This window comes from Lentzea sp. JNUCC 0626 (genome assembly GCF_043632865.1).
In the GTDB taxonomy this organism is placed as follows: domain Bacteria; phylum Actinomycetota; class Actinomycetes; order Mycobacteriales; family Pseudonocardiaceae; genus Lentzea.
Window position 1 is genome coordinate 6179131 of record NZ_CP171635.1, and the last position, 16041, is coordinate 6195171.

The following is a 16041-nucleotide window of genomic DNA, read 5'->3' on the forward strand; positions in this document are numbered from 1 at the left end:
ACCACGCCACACCCGTCCGACCGCGACTGCACCAACACCGGCACCGGTTCCAGCCGCACCACCAAACACGCAGGTCAACGACGCTTACTCACTCACCTGACGCCCGGAGGGGTGCACCGGGCACGTCGTGCGCGCCGGGCAGCGGTCGCAGTCCGCGTTCTCCCTCGCCGTGTACTCGGGCCCGAGCACGGACTCCGCCGCGCCCTGCACGACCTCGAGCCACGCCTGCACGCCCTGCTCGTCGAGCGGGGCCTGGGTGCGTTCGACGGCTCCTGTCTTCTTGTCCTCCTTGGCCACGTAGAGCAGGCGCGCGCCGCCTGGCTCCGTGCCGAGTCCGATGTGGGTGAAGCCGCCCAGCGACGACGCCAGCTGGTACACCGCCAGCTGCGGGTGTTCCTGCGACGCCTCCTTCGACACCGGGTTCTTGCCGGTCTTGAGGTCGATCACGACCGGGCGGCCGTTCTCGTCCTTCTCCAGCCGGTCGACGCGGCCCCTGACCTGCAACCACGGGCCGCCGTCGCGCTTGGGGACCTCGACGACCATCTCCTCCTCGACGGCGACCTGGGTGAGCTGGGTGCGGCTCATGGTCAGCCAGGCGAGGAACGTGTCGAGCATCTTCTCCACGCGCAGGCGTTCGCGGCGGGAGAACCAGGGTGCGCCCGCGTCCACCGCGGCCCACGCCTCGTCCAGCTTCTCCCGCAGCTGCTTCGAGTCCGCGCCGCTGGATGCGGCCTGCGCCAGGGCGTGGACCAGGGTGCCGGTGACCGAGGCGAGTTCGGCCGGGTCCTGGCCGCCGTGCCGTTCGACGACCCAGCGCAACGGGCACTTCGTGATCACCTCGATGGTCGAGGGCGTCACGCTGACCTTCTGCTCTTCCGTCCACAGTGGAGCGTCGACGGACACCTCGGCCAGGCCGTACCAGGACTCCGGGTGCGCGCCGGGAACCCCGGCCTCGGCCAGCCTGGCCAGCTGAACCGCGGCCCGTTCGCGGCGCTCGGGTGGTTCGGTGTCCGAGCAGACCACCCTGCGCAGCTCGCCGACGAGTTCGCCGAGCACCAGACCGCGTTGCGGTCGGTGCAGTTTGCGTTCGTCCTCGGCGGACGACTCGATCTCGTCGAGGAACCGCGACGGCTGCTCGTCCTCGCCGCGGACCGCGCTGATCAGCAGCTTCGAGCGCGCCCTCGACGCCGCGACCAGCAGCAGTCGCCGTTCCTCGGCGAGGATCGGCGCCACCGCGGACACGGACGGCTCCAGGCCCGCCAGCACGTCCACCATGCGTTCGACGCCCAGGACCGTGCCGCGCAGCCTCAGATCGGGCCAGCTGCCCTCCTGAACTCCGGGCACCGCAACGACTTCCCACTCACGTCCGGCCGCCGAGTGCGCCGTCAGCACCGACACCGCCTCGCCGGTGGGCGCGGAGGCCGCCAGCGTGTCGCCGACGATCCGTTGCGACTCCAGGTAGTCCGCGAACCCGGCCACCCCGGACCCCGGCAACCTGTCGACGTACTTGGCCGCCGCCTCGAACAACGCCACGATCGCGTCCAGATCGCGGTCGGCCTGCATGCCGGGCATCCCGCGCCGCGCCGACTGCGCCACCCACCGCTCCTGCAGACCGGTCGCCGTCCACAGGTCCCACAGCACGACCTCGACGGACTTGCCCGACTCGATCGCCTTGCGCGCCAACGCCAGCAGGTGCCCGATCCGGCGCGCGGGCATCGACTCGACGTCCTCCAGCGCCGCCAGCCTGTCCGCGGTCTCCACGACCTCGACCAGCAACTCACCGCTCGGCCTGTCGCCACCCGCGGCCATCTCCAGCCGGCGCAGACCACGCCGCAACCTGCGCAACGCCAACGGATCCGCGCCACCGTAGCTCGACGACAGCAGCATCGACGCCGTGTCCTCGTCCATCGATCCCGGCGCCGCCGCGGCCCTGATCAACGCCAGCAACGGCCGCACCGAAGGCTGCTGCGCCAACGGCAACTCGTCCGACGACACCGACACCGGCACGCCCGCCGCGAGCAAAGCCCGTTGCAGCACCGGCAACGACAACATCGCCGACCGCACCACCACGGCCATCCGCGACCACGGCACCTCGTCGGCGAGATGCGAGCGCCGAAGCTGGTCCGCCACCCACGCCGCCTCCTGCGCGGACGACGCGAGCAACCGCACCTGCACCGACCCCTCACCGTCCACGGGGTCGACGGTCCGCGACGGCGAAGCACCGGGCAGCCGGGCGGCCAGCCGCGCCACCGCGTCCCTGACCTCGGGCATCATCCGGTGCGACTGCCTGAGCACTACCGTCTCGCCGTCCGCGTCCCGGAGGATCTCCGGATCGGCCCCGCGGAACGTGAAGATCGCCTGGTCCGGATCGCCCGCCAGCACGAACCGCGCGGCCTGCGACCCCAACGACCGAATCAGCGAGTACTGCATCGGATCGAGGTGCTGCGCGTCGTCCACCAGCAGGTACCTGATCCGCCGCCGCTCCGCGAACAACAGGTCCTCGTCGTTCACGAACGCCGCGTAGGCCGACGACACCAACTCGGCCGCGTCGTAAGCGGGCGTGTACGCCGTGGCGGAGTCCATGCCGGACAACAGGTTCACGGCCTCGTACTGAGCCCCGAACCGCCCGGCCGCCACCCACACGTCCCGCCCGTGCTGCTCACCGAGCTCGATCAGGTCCTCGGGCCCCAGCCCACGTTCCGCCGCCCGCAACAGCAGATCCCTGAGCTCGTGCGCGAACCCGGGCAACTCCAACGCCGGCCGCAACCGCTCCGGCCACTGCAACGCCCCCAGCTCGACGTCACCGGCCAGCAGCTCACGCACCATCGCGTCCTGATCGGGCCCGGACAACAACCGCGGCGGCGGCTCCCCCATCAGCACCGCCTGGTTGCGCAACACCGCGAACGCGTACGAGTGCACCGTCCGCACCAACGGCTCGCGGATCGCCTGCAGCCGGCCCGTCAGCAGCTGCGTGATCCGCGCCCGCAACGCGACCGACGCACGCCGGTTCGCCGTGAGCACCAGCACGTTCTCCGGGTCGGCGCCCTGCTCCAGCACGACGTGGGCCGCGAGTTCGGCGAGCAACGTCGTCTTGCCGGTGCCGGGACCGCCGAGCACGCGGACGAAGCCCTCGGTGTCGAAGACGCGCTGGGCAGCGGCGTCCCACCGGGGACGCGGGCGCGTCTCCGGCTTCCGGCGGACCAGCTGGGGTGCAAGTGCCACACACCGATTGCACCACGCACCACCGACAAGATCGTCGAGGCGGGGGTCGGCGAGGCGTGAAAGCAGCGGTGAGCGGGCTGAGGTGACGGTCGGAGGCAGGCCTGCGAGATGAGCCGGCGGGCGAGCGACGGGTGGCGGGGCAACGGCGGCGGGCGGCCGCGTGTGGCGCGCGAAGCAGGCATCTGGTGTCAGCCAGCGGTGGCGGCCTCACTTCCGGCGATACCGCGCCGCAAGATCCCCGACCACACCTCCCACCCCGGAACTGCGCAGTTCAGAGGCATGAACCGCCCCTCCACCTCCAGTTCGTCCAACCCCGATGCGGCCCCGAACCACCCCCGCAACCGATTTCGTCTACCTTCTTGACAGATAGCTGTGGTCTAGTCCACTTTTAGAAACGTTGTGAGCCCCCTCACTGCCAGCTCCGCCGCCCTGGACCGAGCAGTCTTTGGAGGACTGATGAAGCGGTTCCTCGTCGGCGCTGTCGCTGCCACCTGCGCGGCGATCATGCTGCCCACGACCGCCCAGGCGGCCGTCAACCCAGTGCTCGCGGCCCCCTACCTCTACCAGTGGGGCGGTCAGCCGAACCCCGCCACGGTGATGCAGCAGACGGGCATCAAGGCGTTCACCCTCGCCTTCATCCTCAGCGACGGCACGTGCAACCCGAAGTGGGACGGCAGCCGCTCGCTGACCGGGTCGGACAGGACCCTCATCAACAACATCCGCGCGGCCGGCGGTGACGCGGTGCCGTCGATCGGCGGCTGGTCCGGCAACAAGCTCGGCCAGTTCTGCTCGAGCCCCACCGCACTCGCGGGCGCCTACCAGAAGGTGATCGACGCCTACCAGCTCAAGGCGATCGACATCGACATCGAGGCCGCCGAGTTCGAGAACAACACCACGCAGGACCGGGTGCTCGGCGCACTCAAGATCATCAAGCAGAACAACCCGAGCGTGAAGACCGTCATCACCATGCCGACGGACCGCAACGGCCCCAACTCGTGGGGCAAGCGCCTGATCACGCGCTCCAAGGAACTCAACGCACCCGTCGACACGTGGGCCGTCATGCCCTTCAACTGGGGCAGCAGCGGCGACATGGTCGCCTACACCAAGACCTCGGTCGACGGCCTGAAGAACCACGTCAAGTCGACGTTCGGGCTGACCGACGACGCGGCGTACCGGCGCAGCGGCCTGTCGTCGATGAACGGCAAGACCGACACCGGCGAGACCGTCACCCCGCAGAACTTCCGCGACATCGTCACCTGGGCGAACTCGAAGCACCTGTCCCGGGTGAGCTTCTGGGCGGCGAACCGGGACCGCGGTAACTGCGGAGCAATGAGCTCCTCATGCAGCGGCATCAACCAGCAGACCTACGAATTCACCAAGGCGCTGGCGAAGTTCACTGGTTAGACAGACTCCTCCGGTGGCCGGACGTGACCCCGACCCCGTCCGGTCACCGGAGTTCCACCACGAACTCGGCGGCGTCGCGCGCCACCCCGAAGTGGTCTCCGGTCGCGAAGTCCGCACCGGCGTCCCGCCACCACGCCGCCTGCTCGGCGTCCCCGATCCCCTCGACGGCGATCCGCACGCCGCGTTCGCGCAGCAACGGCAACAACGCCGCCACGTAAGGAGATCGTGACGCCACCAGGTCGCGAGCCACCCGCACGGCGCGCACCGGCACGTCGGACGCGAGCAGACCGAAGTCCAGCGGTCCCATGCCGAAGTCGTCGATCGCGGTCAGCACCTTCATCCTGGTCAGCACCGCGAGGTTGTCGACCGCGTCGGGCAGCACGAGCACCCCGCCGGGCACGCTGATCATCAGCATCTCCGGCGGCACGCCGATCCCGTCGAGCACCTCGACGACCCGGGACACCAGGTCCGCGTCGGACGCCTGGTGCGCCGTGAGCCGCACCGCCATCGGCAGGTCGAACTGCCCGCGCTGACGCCACCACGCCGCCTGTCCACCGGCGACCTTCAGCAACCAGCTGCCCAGCGGCAGGATCAGGCCGGTCTGCTCGGCGAGCCCCGCACAACGGTCGTGGTCCAACGGCCCGGAAGCCGTGTCCCAGAAGAACTCCGCCTCCACGCCCGCGACGGAACCGTCGGCCAGTCGTACGACCGGCCGGTACCGCACGGTGATCTCGCCGTTCTCCCACGCGGCCGGCATCTCCACGGCCAGCGCGTCGTCGCGGCGTTCCTCGGCGTCCTGGCCCGCGTGGAACAGCTCCCACTGCCCGCGCCTGCCCTTCTTGGCACGCCGCAGGGACCGTTCCGCCGAGCGCAGCACGTCGAGCGGTTCGGTGTCGCTCGACGGCCGGTGCACGACACCCGCGCTCATCGACGCCGACAGCCCGTGGCCGTCGACGAACGTCGGCTCGGACATCAGGTCCTCGTTGATGCTCTTCATGATCGTGTCGATGCGGGGCGTCGTCGCCGTGTTCTCCAGCAGAACGCCGAACTCGTCGCCGCCGAACCGCGCGATCATGACCTTCTCGCCCGCCAGCAACGTCTTCAGCCGGCCTGACACGTGCTGGAGGTACCGCTCGACGACACGGCCGCCGAAGCTGTCGCGCAGCATGCCGAACGCGTCGAGGTCGAGATGGAAGACCGTGATGCCATGCTCGGGATCGGCCTTGCGCAGCGCCGTTTCCAGCTGCGTCGTGAAGAACTGGCGGTTCGGCAGGCCGGTCAGCGGGTCGTGCAGCGACTGCCGCTTGAGCTCGCTCTGCAGCAGTTCGAGTTCCGTGCCGTCCTCGACCACCACGACGAAGTGGCTCGGCTTGTCGTCGGCACCGCGCAGCATCGACGCCGTCAACGTCACCCGCGCGGACTCGCCGTCCTCGCGCAACAACCGCTGCGACTGCTGGACGCGGTCGACGGCACCGCCGGCGAGGTCGGTCATCGCCTCGCGCAGCATCTCGGTGAACGCGGGCTCGATCAGGTCGAGCAACGGCGTGCCGACGAGCTCGTCCGGCGTGCGGCCGAGGATCTGGCCGATGGCCTCGTTGACGGTGATCAGGCGCCCTTCGAGGTCGACGATCAGGACGCCGTTGGTGGACGACGTGACGACCTCGTTGAAGCGGGCCTCGCTCTCCTTGAGGTTCCAGTTGGCGTCGCGGACGGCCTTGAGCAGCGACCGCTGCATGCTCTCCTGCTGCGCCAGCACGGATTCCGCGTTGGCCGCGGTGAACCCGGCACCCAGCGCGCCCATCGCGAGCGCGATCCGTTCCGCGTACTGGCTGACGGGCTGGAACTCGGGCAGCGAGAGCAGGCCCTTGCCGAGCACCTCCGCGGTGCAGCGCAGGCCGTGCTTGCCGAGGTGACCGAGCGTCGCCAGATCCGCGCCCGCACCCTCGATCGGGGTCGTGGCGAACGGTTCGGCGTGCAGCATCGAGCACAGCGCGTCCAGCCGGAGCGCCAGTTCCTGGTCGAGATCGTCGCGTCCCATCGGAATCGCGACGGAACCGAGCAGCTTGTAGGACCATTTCCGGGCAAGCGTCATCCGCGCCCGCGCATTGTCCTGCGGCGAGGGCGTTACACGAGTTATTCGACTCGGGTTGGACATTCGGGGCTGCCTCGCAATGGGCTCTTGAGGTACGGCAGTTTACCCACGCACTGTCGATCCCACCTCAACCGGCAGCGTGAATCGACTTCACTCTATAGAGGACGTCTATGGCTTTCGACCCACGCCCGCGAACGCGATCCTGTTCACCGCCGGGTCGTCGGAGATGTCACCGGGACCACCAGGTCGCCATTCGGCGAATTTGACCAGACCCGGTTCGACCAGCTCGAAATCACCGAAGAACGACTCGATCTCGCCCCGATCACGGTAGGTGATGTTGTCGCCGCCCGACTTGGCCAGCCTGGCCGTGACGGAGCGGGCCTCCTCGTTGACGTGGTCACCGGCCATGTGCGAGATCGCGAGGTAGCTGCCGGGCGCCAGCGCCTCGCGGTACCGCTTCAGCAGGCTCTGCGGGTCGGCCTCGTTCGGCACCCAGTGCACCATGAACAGCATCAGCACCCCGATCGGCTGGTCGAAGTCGAGCAGCCGGTTCGCCTCCCCGCTCGCGAGGATGCTCTCGGGATCACGCATGTCGGCCTGCAGCACGCCGACGTTGTCGTTGCCGGCGACGATCAGCTCGCCGTGCGCCACGGCCACGGGATCCCGGTCCACGTACAGGACGCGGCACTCCGGAGCCTCGTCCTGCGCGACCTCGTGCACGTTGGCCACGGTCGGGATGCCCGAACCGATGTCGAGGAACTGCCTGATCCCCTGGTCGGTCATGAACCGGACCGCGCGCCGCAGGAAGGCGCGGTTCAACCGTGCCGCGCTGCGCGAGTTCGGCATCATCTCCTCCGCCTTGTCGCCCATCACGCGGTCGACCGCGAAGTTGTGCGCGCCGCCGAGCAGGTAGTCGTACACGCGTGCCACGCTCGGCACCGAGACATCGACGCTCTGCGGAATCCAGTTCTGCCCGTCGGACACGACGACCCACCCTCTTCAGGTTGCGGACGCACTAGCTTAGTCACGCACAAACCGGACACGTTTACGCCGCAAGTGTGAACGCAAGCCACCCGATCGGGCACTGTCACTCTCATCCGAACGACTCATAGGGTGACTCGATCTCTTTCCGCCTCGCGTAGGAGCGATGATGTCTGTCCCGGTGGCACCCGGAAGGCTGCCGTTCCTCGGGCACACGTTGCCAATGCTAAGGAAAAGATTCGCTTTCACCGGGAATTTGCGTGATCAGGGCGAACTCGTCGAAGTGCACCTGGGTCCGTTGCGCGCGTTATTCGTGGCAAGTCCGCGGTTGACGCACCAGGTGCTGGTCACGGACGCGTCGAAGTTCCACAAAGGCCGGATGTACGACAAGTTCCGCCCGTTCGTCGGCAACGGCCTCGCGGTGTCGAACGGGTCGTTCCACCTGCGCCAGCGCCGGATGATGCAACCGGCGTTCCACCGCGACCGGATCGCCGGGTACGCGGAGATCATGCGCCGCGCGGCCACCGACGTCGTGGACGGCTGGCAGCCTGGCGAGGTCCGGCAGTTCGAGGCCGACATGCAGGGCCTCGCGGTCACCATCGTCGGCGAGGCGCTGTTCTCCACCGAGATCGGCAAGAAGGCCATCGACGAGGCCCGCCGCTCGGTCTTCGTGATCATCCGCAACGGCATCATGCGCGCGCTCTCCCCGGGGTTCGTGGAGAAGCTGCCGATCCCGGCGAACCGCGAGTTCGACGAGGCCATCGCACGGATGCGCGCGATCGTCACCGAGGTGATCGAGAGCCGCCGCGACGACGAGACCGACCACGGCGACCTGCTGTCGACGTTGCTGATGGCCCGCGACCCCGAGTCCGGCGAACCGATGACCGACGAAGAGGTCTTCGACGAGGTCATCACGCTGCTGACGGCGGGCATCGAGACCACCGCGCTCGCCCTCGCCTGGATCTTCCACGAGATCGCCACCAGCCCCGAGGTCGAACGACGGATCCTCGCGGAGCTGGCCGAAGTGCTGGGAGACCGCGAGATCACCGTCGACGACGTGCCGAAGCTGGCCTACGTCGGCCAGGTGGCGCAGGAGGTCCTGCGGAAGTACCCGCTGTGGCTCGTCATGCGCCGCACGGCCGTCGAGGTCGAACTCGGCGGCGCGGTGCTGCCGCCGGGCACCGAGGTGATCCTCAGCCCGCACACCATGCACCACGACCCCGTGAACTTCCCGGACCCCGAGCGGTTCGACCCCGACCGCTGGGCTCCCGGACGTGCCAAGGAACTGCCGAAAGGCGCGTTCGTGCCGTTCGGCGGCGGCATCCACCAGTGCATCGGCAACCACTTCGCCCTGACCGAGATCGCCATCGTGGTGGCGACGGTCTGCCGGCGCTACCGGCTCGTCCCGGACCGGCCGGTGCGCACCAAGTTCACCAATGCGGCATACCCCAACGACCTGATGATGAAGGTCGTCCCCCGCTAGCTGGAAGGTTGTCCCCCCATGCGTTTCCGTCGGCTTTGTGCCGCCGTGCTGCTGGCCGCGTTCATACCGGTGTCCACGCCGGCGAACGCTGCCCAGACGACCTGTGAGGACGTCTACACACCCGTTCAGTTCGGACTCATCAAGCAGACGATGTACGGCCGTCTGTGCGTGCCTCAGGGCGCGAAGACGGTGCAGGTGCTCGTTCCCGGCGGCACGTACACGAGCGGCTATTGGGACATCCCCGTGGACGGCGACAAGCGGTCGGTCGTGCGCGCGATGAACAGCGCGGGCGTCGCGACGATGGCCGTGGACCGCATCGGTTCCGGCAAGTCCACCAAGCCGTTGAGCATCCTGGTCGACGTGCCGAACCAGGCCCAGGCGGTGCACCAGATCATCCAGAAGCTGCGGCCGCGGTTCTCGAAGGTCCTCGTCGGCGGCCACTCCATCGGCTCGGCCATCGCGATGGCGGAAGCGGGCACCTACAAGGACGTCGACGGCGTCCTGATCACCGGCATGACGCACCAGTGGGACTACGTCCGCGCCGTTCCCGCGCTGACGAACCTGATCCCCGCACTGCTCGACACGAAGCTCTCCGTGCGCGGCCTCGACGTCGGCTACCTGACGACGGTGGCCGGCAGCCGGTACCGCATGTTCCACGCGCCCGGACCCGAGGTCCCGGCCGTGAACGCCTGGGACGAGGCGAACAAGGACGTCGTGTCGGCCGGCGAGTTCGTCACCACCGCGCTGATGTCGAACCTCGTGCTGCCGGTCAGCGCCGCGATCAACGTGCCGGTCATGACCATGCAGACCTCTGACGACTACTTCTGCGGAACGCCACCGCTCGGCGCCGACTGCTCGTCCGGTCCGGCGCTCGTGCGTTCGGAGAAGCCCTTCTACCCCAGGGCTCCGCGCGTCGACGGGTTCGTCGTCAGCGGGTACGGGCACGTCTTCAACTTCGACACGAAGGTCGCCGACAACTACCACGCGGCACTCGTCGCCTGGCAGCGCGGCATCTAGTCAGGCAGCGTGCGCAGGAACTCCCCTGCGTCCTTGGGCGAACCGAAGTGGGGGCCGATCGCGAGGTCGGCCCCTTCTGCTTGCCACCACTTGGCCTGCTCGGCGGTCTCGATGCCGTCGACGCACAGGTTCACGCCGACGTCGTGCACGGCCTGGATCAACGCCGTGGAGCGCGGGTCCTGGCGTCGCACCAGGTCTTTCGGCACGAGCACGGACACGATCGGCAGGTCCGTCAGCCACACCAGGTCGCGCGGCCCGAGCCCGAAGTCGTCGAGTGCGATCCGCACGCCCATGTCCGCGAGGGTGCCGAGGTTGTCGGCCGCGTCGGCCACGCCCAGCACGCCGACGGGCATGGTGAGCGTGAGGCGTTCGCCGGGCATTCCGGTCTCCTCCAGCACCTTCGCCACCCGCGACACCATGTCCGCGTCGGTGGCCTGGTGGTGCGTGAGCCGCACGCCGAACTGCTGGTCGAGTTCGCCGCGCTGCCGCCACCACTGGGCCTGGCCCGCGGCGATGCGGATCAGCCACTCGCCCATCGGCAGGATGAGGCCGCTCTCGTCGGCGAGGGCCGCGCACCGGTCGCTGAGATCCCAGTGCAGCACCGCTTCCACGCCGACCAGCGCGCCCGTCGCCAGTTCCCGGACGGGCTGGTAGGCGACACCGATGTCGCCCTGTTCCCACGCGCCCGGCATGACGACGGCCAGCGCGGCGTCCCGGCGTCCGGCCGAGTCCTCGTTGGTGTGGAACAACTCCCACTGGCCGCGCCGGTCGCGCTTGGCCTGCCTGAGTGCGAGGTCGGCGGTGCGCAGCAGTTCGACCGGGTCGACCTCGGGTGACGGCTTGTGCACGACGCCCGCGCTCACCGACACCGCCAGGCCGTGGTCGTCCACATAGGTCGGTTCGCCGAGGTCGGCGTTGATGGCGGCCATCGTGGTCGCGATGTCCGGCGTCTGCGGGGTGTTCTCCACGAGGATGCCGAACTCGTCGCCGTCGAACCGGGCGACCATGGACTTCTCGTTCGACATCACCGCGCGCAGCCGGCGGGCGACGTGCTGGAGCAGGTGCTCGCCGACCCGTGCGCCGAGGCTGTTGCACACCAGGCCGAACGCGTCGAGGTCGAGGTGGAAGATCGTCACGCCGAGCGCGGGGTCGGCGCGGCGCAGCGCGGTTTCCAGGTGGGTGGTGAAGAACTGCCGGTTCGGCAGGCCGGTCAGCACGTCGTGCAGCGACTGCCGGCGCAGTTCTCCTTGCAGCAGCGCGAGTTCCGTGTCGTCATCGGCCATGACCAGGACGTGACTGGGCTTGCCCTCGTCGTCGCGCAGCAACGATGCCGTGAGGGTGACCTTGGCGAATTCGCCGTCACCGCGCACGAGTTGCATCGGTTCGCGTTCGAACTCGCCGCGCTCGCCGAGGACGTGTTCCATCATCTCGCGGAACACGACGATGGAGGTCGGCGCGATGAGTTCGACCAGGCGGGTGCCGGGTTCGGGCTGACGTCCGATGATCACGCCGATGGACTCGTTGCCCCAGGCCAGTCTTCCGTCGAGGCCGACGATCAGCACGCCGTTGGTGGACGAGGACGCGATGCCCTCGAACTTCGCCTCGCTCTGGCGCCGGTCGCGTTGCGCGTCGTGGGCGGCCTTGAGCAACGCCTGCTGCATGCTCTCCTGCTGGTCCAGGATCGCGCGAGCCCTCGCCGCGGTGAAGCCGCACGTCAGCGCTCCGATGCCGCCGACGACGCGGACCGTGTGCTGGTCGCTCGCCCGGAACTCCTGCAACGCCAGCAGACCCTTGCCGAGCACGTCGACCGTGCGCTTCAGCCCGGGCTCGTTGACGTAGCCGAGAGCGACGAGCCGCTCGCCCACCTCCTCGAACGGAGCAGGGTCGAACGGTTCGCGGTGCAGCGCCGCGCACAATGCGTCGAGCTGAGCGCCCAGTTCGGCGTCCAGCTCGTCTCTGCTCAGCGCGACCACAACGACGCTGCTGAGCAAGTAGCTCCACTTGCGCGACAAGGCTTCTCGCGCGCGGACGGCGGCGGTGTCCGTGAGTGGAGCGGCATCGGGTCTTCGGCTTGGTTTCGTCATTCCCGTTGCCCTGTATGGGTTGGAGAGTGTCCGGGAGTTTACCTACCGGCAGTCGACACCCATTGCGCCAACCGTGTGATCCTCCGACACTACAGCGTGGTTTCAGTCCTTACGACCGACCCCAGCGTACAAGAACATGTTCATCGACGCCTCGTCAGCGAAGTCACCAGGTCCGTCGGGACGCCACTCGCCACAGCCGACGAGACCGGGTTCTACCAGCGCGAACCCGTCGAACAACGCGCTGACCTGCGCGTGCGTCCGCATGTGCATCTGATCGGCTGACCTGCTCTGGTTCACGACCGCGGCGGCCTGGTCGACGCTCTCGTCGATCTGGTCCTTGGCGACGTGCGTCATCACGACGAAGCTGCCGGCGGGCAGGGCGTCGCGGTAGTGGGCGACGAGCTTCTCCGGGCTGTCCTCGTCGGGCACCCAGTGCAGCATGAGCAGCATCAACAGCCCCACCGGTTCGTCGAGGCGCAGCAACCTCTTCACCTCGGGACTGGCCAGCACGACCTCCGGATCGCGCATGTCGGCCTGCACGATGGCAGCGTTTTCGTTGTCAGCCAACAACAACTGGCTGTGCGCGTACGCGACCGGGTCCTTGTCGACGTAGACGACACGAGCGTTCGGGTCCCGGCGCTGCGCGACCTCGTGCACGTTCGCGACGGTCGGGATGCCAGACCCGATGTCGAGGAACTGCCGAATTCCCTGGTCCATCAGGAAGTTCACCGCCCGGCCGAGGAACCGGCGGTTGAGTCTGGCGACGTTCTGCAGTCCGGGTACGAGCTTCTCGATCTGGGACCCGACCTGCCGGTCGGCGGCGAAGTTGTGGGCACCGCCGAGGATGTAGTCGTAGACGCGGGCCATGCTCGGGACGGTCGTGTCGATGCCGAGCGGAACCCAGTTCTGGGTCTCTGCCACGGGGAACACCTCTTCGGTTTCGTGGCTGTCCGGGGAAGACGCACGACTGTAGCCACCCGAGCGGCCTGTGCACTGAACCATCCGAGTGATGGTGGAACCACCCGATCAGGCACTGTCGTCTTCGTCCAAACGGCTCCTAGGGTGGTCCGTCCCCATATGGCCCAACTCCGCAGGAGTCCGGATGCCAGTCCCGGTGGCTCCCCACCGCTGGCCGCTGCTCGGACACACCCCGGCGATGCTCGCCCGGCGCGCCAAGTTCACCGACGCGCTGCACGAACACGGTGACGTGGTGCGTCTCGACCTCGGCCCTCTGCGCGCGCACTTCGTGACCAGCCCGGCGCTGACCCACGAAGTGCTTGTGTCGCAAGGATCGAAGTTTCGAAAAGGCGCCATGTTCGACAAGTTCCAGCCGTACCTCGGTTCGGGACTGCTGCTGTCGAACGGCGAACACCACCTGCGCCAACGCCGGATGATGCAACCGGCGTTCCATCGCGAACGGATTGAAGCGTATGCCTCGACAATGGCTCGTGCTGCTACTTCGCTGGCTGCGCGGTGGGAACCAGGCGAGATCCGCGTCATCGAGAACGACATGCAGGAGCTCGCGGTCACCGTCGTCGGCGAAACCCTCTTCTCGTCGGCGATCGGCCGCCACGCCGTCGAGGAGGTCCGCCGGTCCGTCTTCACGATCATCCAACAGGGCATGATCAGGGCGCTGACCCCGACGTTCGTCGAGAAACTCCCCCTCCCGGGCAACCGCGAGTTCGACGCGGCCATCGCCCGGATGAAGTCCGTTGTGCTGCAAGTGATCGAGAGCTGGCGCACCGACGCGACCGACCACGGCGACGTCCTCTCCATGATCCTGCTCGCCGAGGAAGACGGCGCCCGCATGACGAACGACCAGGCCTACGACGAGGTCCTGACCCTCCTGACCGCAGGCATCGAAACCACCGCGATAGCCCTGGCCTGGGCGCTCTACGAGGTGTCGATCAACCCGGACGTCGAACGCCGCCTGCACACCGAACTCGACGAGGTGCTGGGCACCCGCCAGCCGACCTACGCCGACCTGACTTCCTTGCCCTACACCACTTCGGTAGTCCACGAAACGCTGCGCAAGTACCCGATCTGGTTCGTCATGCGCCGCACCCTCACCGAAGTGCAGCTGGGCGACGCCACCCTCCCCGAGGGCGCCGAGGTGATCATCAGCCCGCACGCCCTGCACCACGACGAGCGCTACTACCCGAACCCCGGGCTCTTCGACCCGGACCGCTGGACCCCGGCCTTCACCTCGTCGCTCCCCCGAGGCGCCTACGTCCCGTTCGGCGGCGGCACCCGCCAGTGCCTGGGCAACACCTTCGCCCGAACCGAACTGATCATCACCCTGGCCACCATCGCCACGAGATGGCGCCTCATCCCCACCCGTCAGGCCAAGGTCAAGTTCACCTCGGCCCCGTACCCCACCGGCCTGCTGATGAAGGCCGTCCCCCGCTAGGAGAGATCCCCCATGCGTTTCCGCAGGCTCTGCGCCACCGCGCTGCTCGCCACCGGAACCCTGTTAGCCCCCACCACCCCGGCAACAGCCGCCACGACGTGCCAGGAGGTCAGCTACCCGGTCCAAGTGGGCCTGACCCCGCTGATCACCACCCAGGAAACCATCGCCGGCACCCTCTGCACCCCAACGGGCGCAACGACAATCCAGGTGCTCATCCCCGGCGGCACCTACGACCGCACCTACTGGAACGTGGGCTTCGAACCCGAAACCCACTCCTACACCCAGTCCCAGAACAAAGCAGGCTTCGCCACCCTCGCCCTGGACCGCCTGGGCACCGGCAAGAGCTCAAAACCCCTCAGCGCCCTGGTAACCGCCTCCACCCAAGCGAGCGCGGCCCACCAGGTGATCGAAAAACTGCGCCCGCGCTTCTCCAAGGTGATCATCGCGGGCCACTCCATCGGCTCAGCGATGGCGATGATCGAAGCGGGCACCCACCAGGACGTCGACGGCGTCCTGATCACCGGCTTCACCCACAAGATGAACTACATCACCGTGGTCCCAGTACTGGCCAACATGATCCCGGCGGGCCTGGACCTCGGCTACCTCACCACGGCCCCCAACACCCGCTACAACTCGTTCCACAAACCGGGCCCGCTGATCCCAGGCTCCATCAACTTCGACGAGTCCACCAAAACCGTCTTCGCCGCAACAGAAGCCGTCGACACGATCCTCCTGAACACAGTGATCATCCCGATCAGCCGCCGCATCACCGTCCCGGTCTTCCTCGTAGTAGGCAACGACACCCACTTCTGCAGCGCAGGCGTCCCCTTGATGGGCAGTGACTGCTCCTCACCCGCCGCCCTCAAAGCAGACGAGGCGCCGTTCTTCCCAGCCACCCCACGCCTGGACACCTACGTCCTCAACGGCTACGGCCACTCCATCAACTACGCCCCGAACGCCCCCGACTACCACAAGGCAGTAGCCGGCTGGGCCAAGAGCATCTAGCTAGACTCACCACATGGACGAAGAGATCCACGAGCGAGTCCGCGACTTCATCAGGGCCATCCCCCGCGGACGAGTCGCCACCTACGGCGACATCTCCGATCTCGCAAAGGCGCCGTCCCCCCGCCTGGTGGGCCGCGTCCTGCAGGAAGACGGCCACGACCTCCCGTGGCAACGAGTCCTGAAGGCCGACGGCACCTGCGCCCCACACCTCCGCGACACGCAACTCCAACTCCTCCACGAGGAGGGCGTGCCGAACCTGGACGGCAAGGTCAACCTGCGGGAGTACCGCTGGGAAAAGGCCCGCAAGGAAGACACAGGCCCCACCGGCCTCTGGTAGGCACGC

11 protein-coding genes are annotated in these 16041 nt (G+C 68.2%); 6 read left to right on the forward strand and 5 right to left on the reverse strand.

Annotated elements, in window-relative coordinates:
- Positions 1–84: 84 nt before the first annotated feature.
- Positions 85–3222 (reverse strand): ATP-dependent helicase, encoded by a 3138-nt coding sequence (locus tag JNUCC0626_RS27940; protein ID WP_394613729.1) that lies wholly within the window; start codon positions 3220–3222, stop codon positions 85–87.
- 456 nt (positions 3223–3678) lie between these two features.
- Here JNUCC0626_RS27940 and JNUCC0626_RS27945 point away from each other — a divergent pair, with 456 nt between their 5' ends.
- Positions 3679–4626, forward strand: a complete 948-nt coding sequence (locus tag JNUCC0626_RS27945; protein ID WP_394613730.1) for a chitinase — start codon at positions 3679–3681, stop codon at positions 4624–4626.
- A 43-nt stretch (positions 4627–4669) separates the two neighbouring features.
- Here the strand turns inward: JNUCC0626_RS27945 and JNUCC0626_RS27950 are convergent, their stop codons facing one another.
- Together JNUCC0626_RS27950 and JNUCC0626_RS27955 are read right to left on the reverse strand one after the other, a co-directional pair.
- A complete protein-coding gene (locus JNUCC0626_RS27950; RefSeq protein WP_394613731.1) occupies positions 4670–6718 on the reverse strand; it encodes a putative bifunctional diguanylate cyclase/phosphodiesterase in 2049 nt (682 codons plus the stop codon).
- Between the two features lie 168 nt (positions 6719–6886).
- Positions 6887–7702, reverse strand: coding sequence for an SAM-dependent methyltransferase (locus JNUCC0626_RS27955; protein WP_394613732.1), 816 nt, complete (start codon positions 7700–7702; stop codon positions 6887–6889).
- Between the two features lie 166 nt (positions 7703–7868).
- On the opposite strand from JNUCC0626_RS27955, the gene JNUCC0626_RS27960 reads away from it, so the two are divergent.
- Together JNUCC0626_RS27960 and JNUCC0626_RS27965 are read left to right on the forward strand one after the other, a co-directional pair.
- Positions 7869–9182: a cytochrome P450 gene (locus tag JNUCC0626_RS27960; protein ID WP_394613733.1), complete on the forward strand. Its 1314-nt coding sequence runs from the start codon at positions 7869–7871 to the stop codon at positions 9180–9182.
- An 18-nt stretch (positions 9183–9200) separates the two neighbouring features.
- Positions 9201–10199 (forward strand): alpha/beta hydrolase, encoded by a 999-nt coding sequence (locus JNUCC0626_RS27965; RefSeq protein WP_394613734.1) that lies wholly within the window; start codon positions 9201–9203, stop codon positions 10197–10199.
- On the opposite strand, the gene JNUCC0626_RS27970 is transcribed toward JNUCC0626_RS27965, so the two are convergent.
- Together JNUCC0626_RS27970 and JNUCC0626_RS27975 are read right to left on the reverse strand one after the other, a co-directional pair.
- Positions 10196–12190: a putative bifunctional diguanylate cyclase/phosphodiesterase gene (locus tag JNUCC0626_RS27970; RefSeq protein WP_394613735.1), complete on the reverse strand. Its 1995-nt coding sequence runs from the start codon at positions 12188–12190 to the stop codon at positions 10196–10198. The two genes, JNUCC0626_RS27965 and JNUCC0626_RS27970, sit on opposite strands and share 4 nt — an antisense overlap.
- A gap of 195 nt (positions 12191–12385) precedes the next feature.
- The gene (locus tag JNUCC0626_RS27975) at positions 12386–13204 is read right to left on the reverse strand and encodes an SAM-dependent methyltransferase (RefSeq protein WP_394613736.1); all 819 of its coding nucleotides are present in this window, start codon (positions 13202–13204) and stop codon (positions 12386–12388) included.
- Positions 13205–13385: 181 nt separating this feature from the next.
- Here JNUCC0626_RS27975 and JNUCC0626_RS27980 point away from each other — a divergent pair, with 181 nt between their 5' ends.
- The 3 genes from JNUCC0626_RS27980 to JNUCC0626_RS27990 are packed head-to-tail and all read left to right on the forward strand — an operon-like array spanning position 13386 to position 16035.
- Positions 13386–14693, forward strand: coding sequence for a cytochrome P450 (locus tag JNUCC0626_RS27980; RefSeq protein WP_394613738.1), 1308 nt, complete (start codon positions 13386–13388; stop codon positions 14691–14693).
- Positions 14694–14705: 12 nt separating this feature from the next.
- On the forward strand, positions 14706–15698 hold the full coding sequence (locus tag JNUCC0626_RS27985; protein WP_394613739.1) for an alpha/beta hydrolase: 993 nt from the start codon (positions 14706–14708) through the stop codon (positions 15696–15698).
- Between the two features lie 13 nt (positions 15699–15711).
- Positions 15712–16035, forward strand: a complete 324-nt coding sequence (locus JNUCC0626_RS27990; RefSeq protein ID WP_394613740.1) for an MGMT family protein — start codon at positions 15712–15714, stop codon at positions 16033–16035.
- The last annotated feature ends 6 nt before the right edge of the window (positions 16036–16041 follow it).